The organism is Paenibacillus sp. 2TAB23 (assembly GCF_052115165.1).
Classification (GTDB): Bacteria; Bacillota; Bacilli; order Paenibacillales; family Paenibacillaceae; genus Pristimantibacillus.
Window position 1 is genome coordinate 184,967 of the sequence record NZ_JBFRGD010000003.1, and the last position, 13,344, is coordinate 198,310.

The 13,344-nt window shown below is 47.2% G+C and carries 9 protein-coding genes; 1 reads left to right on the forward strand and 8 read right to left on the reverse strand.

Going from position 1 to position 13,344, the window contains the following annotated elements; all coding sequences use genetic code 11:
- Positions 1-46 precede the first annotated feature (46 nt).
- Both gntK and gnd read right to left on the reverse strand, forming a co-directional pair.
- A complete protein-coding gene (gntK, locus tag AB4Z29_RS06110; protein WP_441942183.1) occupies positions 47-1,585 on the reverse strand; it encodes a gluconokinase in 1,539 nt (512 codons plus the stop codon).
- Positions 1,586-1,678: 93 nt separating this feature from the next.
- Entirely contained in the window at positions 1,679-2,575 is an 897-nt protein-coding gene (gene gnd, locus AB4Z29_RS06115) for a phosphogluconate dehydrogenase (NAD(+)-dependent, decarboxylating) (protein WP_441942184.1), read from the reverse strand.
- Positions 2,576-2,710: 135 nt separating this feature from the next.
- Between gnd and AB4Z29_RS06120 the strand changes: the two genes are divergently transcribed.
- A complete protein-coding gene (locus AB4Z29_RS06120) occupies positions 2,711-3,556 on the forward strand; it encodes a MurR/RpiR family transcriptional regulator (protein ID WP_441942185.1) in 846 nt (281 codons plus the stop codon).
- A 73-nt stretch (positions 3,557-3,629) separates the two neighbouring features.
- On the opposite strand, the gene AB4Z29_RS06125 is transcribed toward AB4Z29_RS06120, so the two are convergent.
- From AB4Z29_RS06125 to glgB, 6 genes are all read right to left on the reverse strand, one after another.
- Positions 3,630-4,979 (reverse strand): GntP family permease, encoded by a 1,350-nt coding sequence (locus AB4Z29_RS06125; RefSeq protein WP_441942186.1) that lies wholly within the window; start codon positions 4,977-4,979, stop codon positions 3,630-3,632.
- Between the two features lie 257 nt (positions 4,980-5,236).
- The gene (locus tag AB4Z29_RS06130) at positions 5,237-7,222 is read right to left on the reverse strand and encodes a glycoside hydrolase family 15 protein (protein ID WP_441942187.1); all 1,986 of its coding nucleotides are present in this window, start codon (positions 7,220-7,222) and stop codon (positions 5,237-5,239) included.
- Positions 7,204-8,670 carry a glycogen synthase GlgA gene (glgA, locus tag AB4Z29_RS06135; protein WP_441942188.1) on the reverse strand — a complete coding sequence of 489 codons (1,467 nt, stop codon included), beginning with the start codon at positions 8,668-8,670 and terminating at the stop codon, positions 7,204-7,206. Before glgA ends, AB4Z29_RS06130 begins: the two co-directional genes overlap by 19 nt.
- Before the next feature lie 109 nt (positions 8,671-8,779).
- Positions 8,780-9,892, reverse strand: a complete 1,113-nt coding sequence (gene glgD / locus AB4Z29_RS06140; protein WP_441942189.1) for a glucose-1-phosphate adenylyltransferase subunit GlgD — start codon at positions 9,890-9,892, stop codon at positions 8,780-8,782.
- Positions 9,889-11,055 (reverse strand): glucose-1-phosphate adenylyltransferase, encoded by a 1,167-nt coding sequence (locus AB4Z29_RS06145; protein ID WP_441942190.1) that lies wholly within the window; start codon positions 11,053-11,055, stop codon positions 9,889-9,891. The genes glgD and AB4Z29_RS06145 overlap by 4 nt, the downstream gene beginning before the upstream one ends.
- A 16-nt stretch (positions 11,056-11,071) precedes the next feature.
- The gene (gene glgB, locus AB4Z29_RS06150) at positions 11,072-12,979 is read right to left on the reverse strand and encodes a 1,4-alpha-glucan branching protein GlgB (RefSeq protein WP_441942191.1); all 1,908 of its coding nucleotides are present in this window, start codon (positions 12,977-12,979) and stop codon (positions 11,072-11,074) included.
- Between the last annotated feature and the right edge of the window lie 365 nt (positions 12,980-13,344).

The window sequence follows — 13,344 nt, forward strand, 5'->3', positions numbered from 1 at the left end:
TGCGTATGACCGCAAAAAAAACAGCCGAGCTGCTCGGCTGTTTAGGCTATACATATTTTTGTTGAAAAGCTGCAATGCTTGCGTATTCCTCTGTCAGAAGCCTTGAAACTCGTATATAAATGCGCATGAGCTCCGCGTAGATTTCGGCATTTTTCTTATTAGGTAAATGAAAATGCGACCCTCCGACCATATCTTCCACGACCGATAAGGAATCGACCTCCCCTAAGCTGTATAACCCGAGGATGACCGCGCCCAGGCATGAGCTCTCGATGCTTTCGGGTACATGAAGCTCTTGGTCGAATATGTCCGCCATCATCTGACGCCATAGCTCTGATCTGGCAAATCCGCCTGTTGCCTGTATTTTCGAAGGCTTGCCAGTCAGCTCTTCGAGTGCCATCAGCACGCTGTATAAATTAAAAATAACGCCTTCCAGAGCAGCACGAATGAGATGCTCCTTCTTATGATGCAAACCTAACCCGAAATAGGAACCTCGCGCATTCGCATCCCAAAGCGGCGCTCTCTCTCCCGACAAGTAGGGGTGGAAAATTAGTCCGTCCGAGCCTGGTTTCACCTTTGCCGCAAGATCCGTAAGCAGCTCGTAAGGATCGATGCCCTGCTGCTTGGCAAGACTGACTTCCTCGGTTCCAATTTGATCCCGCACCCATCTAAAGATCATTCCGCCATTATTGACAGGCCCGCCAATCACCCAGAGCTTCTCCGTTAACGCGTAGCAGAAAATCCTCCCTTTTGGATCCGTTACCGGTTTGTCCGTTACCGCGCGGATTGCTCCGCTTGTCCCAATCGTAACCGCGACAACTCCCGGTTCAATCGCGTTGACGCCAAGGTTCGAGAGTACGCCGTCGCTAGCTCCGACTACGAACGGCATTGAGACCGGCAGATTCATTTGCTTCGCGTAGACTTCAGACAAGCCTTCCAGCTTGTAGGTGGTCGGAACAAGCTCTGACAAACGATCTGGGGTTACCCCTGCCACGCTTAATGCTTCCTCGTCCCACTGCAAGTTGACAAGATTAAACAGACCCGTTGCGGAAGCGATGGAGTAGTCGATCACATACCTGCCAAACAGTTTGAAGAAAACATATTCTTTAATTGAGATAAACTTATACGCGCGGTCAAACAGCTCTTTATGGTCATGGCGCAGCCATGTAAGCTTTGATAACGGCGACATCGGGTGAATAGGGGTTCCTGTACGCAAATAGATTTGATGTCCGTTCCACTCGTTTTTAATTTTATTGGTCCATTCTATGCTGCGATTATCCGCCCAGGTAATGCAGCGCGTAATGGGCATTCCGTCATGATCGACCGCGATGACGCTATGCATGGCAGAGCTAAAGGACACGCACAAAATATCTTCAGGAAGCACATTGCTTTTGGCAATTGCTTGTCCGATTGTTCCCAATACTGCGTTAAAAATCTCCTCCGGATCCTGCTCCGCGATCGCTGGCGACGGTGAATGCAGCGGATATTCTATCCCGTGACTAGCAACGATTGAACCTTCTGCTGTAAACAGGACCGACTTTGTGCTTGTCGTACCAATATCTACGCCAATCACATATTTAGTAGCCATCTCCATACCCCCTTATGTTATAGCACGAACGTTTATTATCCCTTGTATAAATATAACAATAACGCTCTTGCCTCATTTATTCAATCCGCCGACTTATGAGCTTACCACGTCATGCCCGCCAAACTCGTTGCGCAGCGCCGCCACGACTTTCCCGGAGAACGTATTCTCTTCAAGCGAGCGGTATCTCATTAGCAGGGATAAGGCAATGACCGGTGTCGCGGTTTGCAAATCCAGAGCCGTTTCTAATGTCCACTTGCCTTCGCCGGAAGAGTGCATGATCCCTTTCAGGCCATCCAAGCGAGCATCCTTTGCGAATGCATTTTCCGACAGCTCCATCAGCCAAGAGCGGATGACAGAACCATTGTTCCATACTCTTGCGACCTTCTCGAAATCGAAATCGTAGGCGCTTTTCTCCAACAGCTCAAACCCTTCTGCAATAGCTTGCATCATTCCGTATTCAACGCCGTTGTGCACCATTTTCAAATAATGCCCGCTTCCGCTTTCACCTGCATGCAAGTACCCATTCTCTACGCAAATATCCTTGAATAGCTGCTCGATGGAGTCGAATGCCGCCTTGCTTCCCCCGATCATCGTACATGCGCCGTTTCTGGCGCCAGATGTCCCTCCGCTTGTCCCCACGTCCAGATAATGAATGCCTTTTTCCAAGAGCTTCTCTGCTCTTCTTACGGTGTCCTTATAATTGGAATTGCCTCCGTCAATGAGGATATCTCCTGCTTCAAGTGATTGGCTTGCCTGATCAATAACCGTCTCTGTTAGCTCTCCTGCCGGTACCATCATCCACACCACACGCGGTGCTTTTAGCTCATGAATCAGCTCTTCGATAGACCGTGTACCCTTTGCCCCTTCGGCAGCAGCATTGTCTACTGTTTCTGCATTGACGTCAAATACGACAGCTTGATGCTCATGCTCCAATACGTTCAGCATCAAATTGAAACCCATTTTACCCAGCCCGATAATCCCTAGCTCCATCTTTACTCATCTCCTGAAATGTTTTTTTTACTGATAAAAGTCTGTCTAGCGTATTAACCCTTCAGATAGGATCAATCTTCCGTTTATGTTATACTTCTCATGAAATATGCTGATACACGAGGGGAATCAACTATCATGGTTCAGAACATGCTTGGAAAAATCCGTTCTTATTATGCGAGATTCAGCGAAAAGGAAAAAAAAATAGCAAATTATATTTTAGAAAACCCTGAAAAAATTATTCATAGCACGATTAACGAGATCGCAGACGATTTGAATGTCGCGGAAGCTACCGTTTTTCGCTTCTGCAAACATATCGGCTATAAAGGCTATCAAGCGATGAAAATAGCGCTAGCTTCCGAAATTATGACGCCAATGCAGCAAATCTATGAAGAAATCAACGAACATGATAATGAAAAAACGATCGCGGAAAAAGTATTCAAATCCAATATAAGAACGTTGGAAAATACGTTTCAAATTCTGGATGGCGATAACTTTGCCAAAGCCGTTGCGTGGATCGCCCGCGCTAACCGCGTTCACTTTTACGGCATAGGCGGCTCTGGCGTTATTGCCATGGATGCTTTTCACAAATTCATCCGGTCAGGCAAACAAGCCTTTGCCTTTACCGATGCCCATTTCCAGTTAATGTCCGCAGCGCAACTGACCAAGGATGATGTCGCTGTCGTCATCTCGCATTCCGGCACTAATAAAGACACGATTCGTATATTGAAGACTGCGGGCGAGAATGGTGCCAAAACGATTGCCATTACCGGCTTTCCGAAATCACCGATTAGCCAGCACGCAAACGTTTCGCTTCATACGAGCTCGGATGAAACGGAATATCGCTCTGAGGCTCTAGCATCCCGAATTGGTCAGTTAAGCTTAATCGATGCGCTCTATGTCAATGTCATGATCGCTAACAAGGATCGTGCCAACGTATCATTAGAAAAAGTAAGGGAAGCGATTTCCGATACCCGAATATAAGCAATCTGTCTGTACAGAAGAAAGGTGAGCTGCTGGTTTGACAACCTGCGGTTCACCTTTTTTTGCTTTTTGCCTAGACAACCATATCCACCACAAGAATTAGAATAAGCGCAGTGACAGAAATGATCGTTTCAAGCGCGGTCCAGGTTAATAGCGTTTCTTTGACCGTCATTCCGAAATATTCCTTGATCATCCAGAAGCCTGAATCATTGACGTGAGACAAAATAAGCGAGCCTGCTCCGGTCGCCAGCACAAGCAGCTCTAAATTAGCTCCAGGCACTACCGCGGCAATAGGAGCCACTATCCCTGCAGCTGTCATCATCGACACCGTTGCCGATCCTGTCGCGACCCTGATTAAAGCAGCGATTCCCCAGCCTAATAAAATGGGTGACACATGGGATGAAGTCGCCAAATCCGCAATATATTCTCCGATACCGGAATCAAGCAGCACCCGGTTGAAAGCCCCGCCCGCGCCAATGACAAGCAATATGGTTGCCGTTGGAGCCAGACAGTCGTTAGAGAATTTAAGTACGGTCTCTCTGCTCAAGCCTCTGAAAAATCCTAAACTGAAAAATGAATAAACCGTGGCGATTAAGAGCGCCGTGACCGGATCTCCAATAAACCGCAAAGCTTGGTATAAAGAGCTTTCTTGCTCTAGAAACAGCTCGGCGATGGAGGCTGTGAGCATTAGGATTACAGGTACGAGAACCGTTAAAACCGTATTGAAAAACCCCGGCAATGTTTTCGTTGAATCGGTTTCGGCAAGCTGGTCACCGATTTCCTTAGGTACCGTTTTATGGATCCGCTTGCCGATCCATTGCCCATACAGCGGGCCGGCAATGATGGCCGTAGGTAAACCAACAATGATCGCATATAAAATCGTTATGCCTACATCTGCATTAAATATCCCCACCGCCGCCATCGCAGCCGGATGTGGAGGCACTAGTCCATGCACGACTGACAGCCCTGCTACAAGCGGAACGCCGATCTTCACGAGAGACACGCCTGTTTGCCGAGCGATTGTGAATACAAGTGGAATTAATAGAACGAAGCCCACTTGGAAAAAAACCGGTATGCCAACGATAAACGCAACGAACATCATCGCCCAATGGACGTTTTTTTCACCAAACCGTTTGATTAGCGTTTGCGCGATTTTCTCAGCGCCGCCGGATTCAGCCATCATTTTACCAAGCATTGTGCCGAGAGCAAGAACGATGGCTAGGAAACCAAGCGTATTGCCCATACCGGTCTTTATCGAATCAATTATGCCTGTCCCGCCCGCTTCTGTCGTAAACAGCGGCATTCCTGTCGCGATTCCCACACCAATCGCAGTTACGATGAGTGAAACGAACGGATTCAGCTTGGCTACTGTAATGAGCAGCAGAAGCACAATGATGGCAGCCAATACGATGAGTAATAACATTTGTGTGCCCTCCTAGGATGTCTTAAAATTATGCTGAGCAAGCTTTTCAATTATATGAAAAAAAATTTCTCAAATCAATAATTATTTATGAAAAATATTTTATTTTAATGACTGCATATTTCGTTATGTATTATAAGTAATATCGTTTTTTTCATTCACGCAGCAGTCTCCTTTCCTATTAGGCACAGCAAAAAAGAGCCCGTATGCTCAATAAAACAGCACACGGGCTCTTATGTTGTTCGTTCTATACGGACATGCTAAATGTCTTTATTCGCTTCCTTTTCCAACCTGAGCTGTTTGTATTTCTGCGCATATTTGCTTACGCTGTGAACGACCGTTGCATGAGACCAAGTAAGCGGTGCTACGGATAGCGGCGATCCGTCGTATGGATTTAGCTGCTCAGGCAGCATGCCGCTTTGCAAAGCATGATCGGATACCCATTGCAATGTTTGGCGCGGTCCTTCGAGCTCTTCAAGCGATTTCGCAGAATCAATCTCAAAGTTAGCCACCCATAGCGTACAAATAATCCATGGATTTCCGGGCACCTTATCGATTTCTCCGGATTGCTGGAAATAATAATCATTCGTATATCTGGCAATACCGCCGATATGCGTTTTGACCTGCAGCCCTTCCTTGATTGCAAGCATCGTCTGCACGACGCGATAATCGTCAACCGGTAGGACACCGAACTCCAGCACACCGAATAAGCTGCTCTCCAGCGTCATATCCTTCACCCAGCGATTATCCTTCTGGATCAAGCCGCGAGCGAATCTACCCGTTTCCTCATCCCACAAATGGGTGATCATGCCTTGCTTGATCATTTCAGCTGTGCTCTTGTAATGATCGCTCCGTTCATAATCACCGAACAGGTCTGTGAAGTATGAAGCAGCCATTAGACCGCCATATACGGATGCCACGGTGTATGTCCATATCCCGTACCGCTCCTCCCACAAATCGTAGCTCGGCTTCGGCAGCGACAGCGAAGGCTCAATATAGGAGCTTAAGAATGAAGCAGCCTTTCGAATGAGGTTGCTATATAAGGATTGCGGCAGCTCAATGACTTGATTTCTCGAATAATCCTTCCACAAGGCGAACAGGACAAGCGCTGTTTCATCCTCTTGAATCGGCAGGCGCCTGCTTCCCTGCACGATATAAGGATGCCAGCTGGATCCCACTGTTCCGTCTGGATTGTACTTATGGTATAGGTAGCCATCGGGCGATAAGGCTTGCGCGCAGAAATGGAAAAACGGTGCAATAACACTCTGATATCCTGCCATTGACATCGCATCTGCGATTAAGGCGCCGTCACGCGGCCACATATAGCTATAATGATCGCGGTTATATTGCAGGATGTCCGTATCATTCGCAGCTAATATGGCTCCGCGCTCATCTACTTGCGTACGGACGAGGAGCAGGCTTTGTTTGAACATTTTTACTACGTCATGCGGCAAATCCCCAAGATCCGATTCTGCTCTGCGCAGCCAATGCTTCCAGTAAACCACCATGCGGCTGAGCAGCTTTTCCGGATGGTTATCCTGCACATACTGATTCAGCTCCTTCACCTCTACGAGGTTTTGGCCGATAGACATCCAATAATAAATCGTTTTTTCGTTTTGTGGCGGGACGAGCGTGCGGAAGCTGATGGTGCTGTCAACCGAACCCTGTGCGATTGAGTTGCCCATCAATACGCCGTCTTCTGCGTCGCGCCACGTACCTTCCGCTGAATGAAATCTTTTGATACCGGTAGAGTACTGCGTCATGCCGCCTTCATCCGAGAAACCGTTGAACATAAAATAATTGTTCCGCTTGTAATGATACAGCGTATKGTTTTCCGGATAATACACTGCCGTATCCCCTACCTCAGAGCCGTCAATCATTAAGTCTTGATGAAAAAACAATCGAACCTCTTTCGTGACGTCAGACTTATTGCGGATTACAACCCGTTTGATATAAATGCATTCCCGCTGATGAATCCCGTCATTCATATGAAGCTCAATGCCTAACCCCTCATGCTTAGCTGTAATATTCGTTACTAGCGAATCATCGATATAATCCAAATCAAACTTCCACTCCGGCTCATCCAGCCAGCTAAAAGCACCCTCAACCCATACGCCTAAACGGCAATATTGACCGCCTACGTGATTTAACTGCCCAACAAAAGGATAATATATATCCCGAATGAAACAGTGCTGATCCAAATTAAGGAGCATCTTTCCGTTGCCGATTACAAGATGACGGGCCATGATTCTTTCTCCTTTCGATGCGCTAAAAGTTGTGAGTAAACGGATATATAGGCTTTGGCGGAGCGATTCCAGCTGTAATCTTCATTACTGCCGTTACTCACGATTTGCTTCCAGACTTCCTCATTGCGATACAGAGCAAGTGCTCTGCGCATAGTGTACATATAATCATGCGCGTTGTAATTCGCAAAGCTGAAGCCGTTTCCTTCGCCAGTATATTCGTTGTAGGCTTGTACCGTGTCCTTTAGTCCGCCTGTCTCGCGAACAACCGGCACGGAACGGTAGCGCAGCGCCAGAAGCTGACTTAAACCGCATGGCTCGAATTGTGAAGGCATTGCGAATATATCCGAGCCTGCGTAAATTCTGCGGGCAAGTCGATCATCATAGCCAATCCATACTTTGAATTTGTCTGGGTAGCGGTAGGTCATGTCATTAAAAAACTGCTCGTATTTCGCGTCGCCTGCTCCAAGCAGTACAAACTGCACATCCTCTTGCAGCAGCAGCTCCTCAAGCGTTGCTGCAATGAGATCGAATCCCTTCTGCTCGACTAAACGGGATACAATGCCTACAAGCGGGATATCCTCCGATAGCGGAAGTCCCAGCTCCCGCTGGAGCTCGACTTTGTTCTTACGTTTCCTGCTCAGTGAATCGCGGTAAGGCACCTCAAGTGCACTGTCGTTCATTGGATCGAACAACTCATCATCGATGCCATTCACAATACCAATCAAATCCTGGGAACGGTAACGCAGCAGAGAGTCCATTTTCTCGCCGAAATATTCCGTTTGTATTTCTTCCGCATACGTGCTGCTGACCGTCGTCAGCTTGTCAGCGTATACGAGTCCACCCTTCATGCAGCTCCCTGCGCCATGGAATTCCAAACTATCGGCTTGAAACATGTCATATCCAACGCCAAGCAAATCCATAAGCAAGTCAATGCCGAACAAGCCTTGATATTTCAAGTTATGAATGGTGAATACCGACTTCGTATATGCCCATGCCGGATCGTAATAATATCTCGTTTTGAGCAGAAAAGGGATTAATCCCGTTTGCCAATCATGGCAATGCACGATATCCGGATGGAAATCCATATACCGCACAGCCTCCATCACAGCAAAGCAGAAAAACACGAATCGTTCCGCGTCATCGCCATAGCCATACAAACCTTTGCGCTTGAAATAATGCTCATTATCGATTAAATAATAGGTCACACCGTCAAACTCTGCTCTTAGCAAGCCACAATATTGATTGCGCCAGCTGAACGAAACCGTAAAATGAGCAATCTGCTCAAACTGCCCAATAAGGGCAGCCGGAATCTCATCATATTTCGGTAATACAACTCTGGTATCAACGCCCCGCTTGTTCAGCGCCTTAGGGAGCGCCCCTGCAACATCGGCAAGTCCGCCTGTCTTCGCAAGCGGTACCGCTTCAGAGGTTGCGAACAAAATGTTCATAGGATTCTCCTTTCTTATGGACGCCGCATCAGCAATGCATCAACCCAATCAGAAACAGCGATCTAGTTCCTATCACGGTGTATAGCATTATTCGCGGCCATATATGAATTTAAATGATTTTACGTTTCCCTGCTAAAAACGGCGAGCTTGCCGCTCCTCTTATATCCCTCTCGGCTTCAACTCGAACATCCTTGTCCAAAATGCTGTGCTGCAAGAAGCTGTCTTCGCCAATAATGCCGTTTTGCATGACGATGCTGTTGCTTACGATAGCACCCTTCTGAACATGTACGCCTCGGAACAAAATGCTGTTGACGACAGTACCTTCAATCCGGCAGCCGTTAGCGATTAGTGAATTCGTTACTTTGGAGCTTCCTAAGTAACGTGCAGGAGGCTCATCTTTGACCTTTGTGAATATAGGTCCTGGTTGATAGAAAAGCTCCTTCCACACATCCGGATCCAGCAAATTCATATTATTGCGATAATAGCTGCCAATTGTATTGACAACGCCTAGATAACCCTCGTACATATATCCGAAAACCTTCAATTGGTCCAATCTAGAGAAAATAGCATGCCGAACGAGATGATCCTGTCCTTGTGCCAGTGAGGTTTCTACCAGCTCCATAAGCAGATCCTTCCGCATGACATACATCTCCATGGAGTTGATGTCGCTTGCCATACGGCCATAATGGTCCTGGATTGCTGTTATACGTCCTTCGTCGTCCATCTTCACCTTCCGGGCTTTGCCGGTGAGCAAATCATGCTGCTGCTTGCAGACAACCGTAATGTCAGCTTCCCGCTCCAAATGAAACTGAATGACTTTCTCAAAGTCGATATTGCATACCATATGGCTGCGAGTAATAACCACATAGTCTAGCGAAGCCCGATTGAAATAATCACGTTGTTGATAGAAATGATATAAATCACCGCGGCTAATTTCTTGAATATCATCCGTAGCAGGCGGTAGAACGAATAAACCGCTTTGACGATGCTGCAAATCCCAATGCTTGCCCGATCCGAGGTGGTCCATCAGCGAACGATATTTGGTATGCGCAAACACGGCTACTTTCGAAATGCCGGAATTGACCATGCTTGACAACACGAAATCGATGAGTCGGTATCTGGCGCCAAAGGGAACGGTCGCGAGGCAGCGGCCTTGCGTTAAACGCTCCAGCTCATCCGTCTCATGGATTAAATTAATGACGCCCATGACTTTATGTTTCATGAGTGCTCCACCTCCTGCAGCAAATGATCGTTCGTTACATATTGATCCACAGCGATAACCGTAATGGCATCATCCTCCGGGCTTCCAATTGTGACACCGGCTTGAATGACTGCACCCTCGCCTATAATAGCCCGGTAAATGCGTGCGCCCTCACCGATTCGCACGTTCGGCATGACAACGGATTCCGATATAACCGTATCTTTGCCGGCCTTGACCCCATAGAACAATACGGATCGATCCACGCTGCCTTCGATCAAGCACCCTTCCGTAATTAAAGAAGCAGAAACCTCGGCATGCGCTCCAATATGCTGAGCTGGCTGATTGGGATTTACGGAGTATATTCTCCATTCATCATCCGCGAGCTCCAAAGGAGGCTCATCCGCAAGAAGATCCATATTCGCTTCCCATAGGCTTTCGATCGTACCGACATCCTTCCAATATCCCTTGAACGGGTAGGAATGCAGCCGTTTTCCATCACGCATCATTGCTGGGATCAGATCCTTGCCGAAATCATGGCTTGAGGTGCGGCTTGCTTCATCGTATATCAAATATTTTTGCAGCTCGGACCAAGTGAAAATATAAACGCCCATGGAGGCGATATTGCTCGTTGGATTTTTTGGTTTTTCTTCGAACGCCGTGATACGGTCCTCATCATCAATGTGCATGACGCCAAATCGACTAGCTTCCTTCCAGTCAACCTCGATGCCCGCAATTGTGACATCTGCGCCAGAGCGTTTATGATGCTGAAGCATCAATTCGTAATCCATTTTGTAAATGTGGTCGCCAGAAATAATAAGAACATACTCCGGATTATAGGGTTCTATGAAGGACATATTTTGATAAATGGCATTAGCGGTTCCTTTGTACCAAACGCCGCCTTTTTGCTTCATGAACGGCGGCAATATCGTCATGCCCCCATCCCTTCTATCGAGTCCCCAAGGGCTACCGATTCCCAAATAGCGGTTAAGCTCAAGCGGTTGATATTGGGTGAGCACGCCTACGGTATCAATTCCTGAATGCGCACAGTTGCTCAAGGTGAAATCGATAATTCTGTATTTCCCGCCAAAATAAACAGCTGGCTTCGCCAAATCCTTCGTAAGCACGCCTAATCTTTTACCTTCTCCGCCTGCGAGCAGCATAGCGATCATTTCTTTACGGCCCATGGACACCAACTCCCTCTCAATGTGTGTTCCCCGAATCTAAGGTGATGAACAGGAATGCCAAGGGGGGTAAATGAAGCGTAATGCTTTGTTCGTGACCGTGCCAAGAGACTCTTTCGCTAGTGTAGCTCTTCTGTACAAGTGATTCCGTTCCGCCAAATTGCTTGTCGTTGCTATTCATTAAAGAGCGATAAGTACCTGGCTCTGGAACACCGATACGAAATTCCTCATAGTCATTCCTAGAGAAATTGGCAAGAACGACTGTAAAGTTCGAATTGCCGCGGCGGATAAAGGATATGACGGATTGCTCCGCATTATGAACGTCAATCCATTCGAAGCTGTCATGATTGCTGTCCCGCTCCCAAAGCGAGGACTGGTCAACATACAAGCGGTTTAAGGTTTTGACGTAATGATGCATGCTTTTATGCATATCGTATTCCAGCAGCATCCAGTCCAGCATATCGCCGTCTTTCCATTCGGCAAACTGGCCCCATTCACTGCCCATAAATAAAAGCTTCTTGCCTGGATGGGTCATCCAAAAACCATAAAAAAGCCTCAATTGGGCGAATTTTTCTTCGTAGCTTCCGGGCATTTTATTCAATAGCGAACGTTTTCCGTGCACAACCTCGTCGTGCGAGAGGGGCAGTACGTAATTTTCAGAAAAAGCATAAAGGAGCGAAAATGTGATGAGATGGTGGTGGCTTGGGCGTTCGGACGGATCAAGCTCCATATAGCGCAGCATGTCGTTCATCCAGCCCATATTCCATTTAAAATTGAAACCGAGGCCGCCTATGTAAGTTGGTGCCGTTACTGCAGGCCATGCGGATGAATCTTCAGCAAGCATAAGGGTATCGGGGTAATAATGAAACACGGTTTCATTAAGCTTCTTGATGAAGCGGAGAGCATCCAGATTTTCTGGACCGCCTAAGTAGTTATAAGTATGCATTTCGGGCGGTTTGTCCATGTGCAGATTTATCATGCTTGCAACAGCGTCTACACGCAAACCGTCAATATGGTACATCTCCATCCAGTACATTGCGTTCGAAATGAGGAAGCTGACAACCTCTTCCTTGCCAAAATCGAAAGCAAGCGTTCCCCAGAGCGGCTTCTCGGCACGTTTGGCATCCGCTCCTTCAAAGATAGGCGTACCGTCAAACAGGCGCAAACCGTGGTCGTCTTTGCAAAAGTGGCCGGGAACCCAATCCAATATGACACCAATTCCGGCTTGATGGCATTTGTCTACGAAACGCATCAGCTGCTTTGGCGTGCCATAGCGGCTCGTCACGGCGTAGAAACCCGTAATCTGGTAGCCCCATGATTGATCCAAAGGATGCTCAGCGATCGGCATTAATTCGATATGCGTATAGCCCATTTCTGCGACGTAGGGAACAAGATCATCTGCCAGTTCTTCATACGTATAAAAATCTTCTTTTCCTTTGATTTTCCAAGATCCGGCGTGAATCTCATAGATCAGCAGCGGGTTGGTGTAGGCGGGAAGCTTCTGTTTCTTCTTGTTCCACTTGGAATCCTTCCACTTATAACCGCTTAAGCTTGTTACAATAGAGGCTGTACCAGGTCGGCGCTCCGCGAAGAATGCGAATGGGTCGGCTTTTCTGATCATGCTGCCATCAGGCGTAACGATCTCGTATTTGTACAATTCGCCTTCTCCGATGTCAGCGATGAACAATGAAAAAATGCCAGTATCATCGATTCTTTCCATCACATGCATAATGCCAGACCATTCGTTGAAACCGCCGATCACTCGGACATTTGCAGCTTGTGGTGCCCAGACTGTAAAACGAACGCCGTCTGTACCGTCCACTCGTACGAGGTGAGCACCCATAAAACGGTAGCTGTGGTAGGAAGTGCCTTGATTAAATAAATATAAGTCCTTGTGCGAAAGCCCGTTAGGTGCCGTTTGAACCATTCTTTGGTTTCACCCCCTGTTGGATGATCAATGACGAGTCAGAATCAGCAGAGCTTGCAATACTTTATCCATATTATACATGGTTTGGTGAAAAAAACACAGTCGTTTTCATAGAATTCGACAGTTTAATTTAAGTCATGTCAGTTTAAGTAACATTACTCTGACTTGGCCCCATAACACGCTGGATATAATAATGCTTCGCGCAGAATCCCTTCGTTATTGACACTTTGGTGCAATTTACCCATTTGCAATTTGAGACCTGCTTCACTCTGCGAGGTCTGACCGTATTTGGATCTCCGTGCCTAAGTAACCGTTGGTGGTGCATCGCACACAAATCTTTTGCTTTAATTGGCTTCAAACAGTTA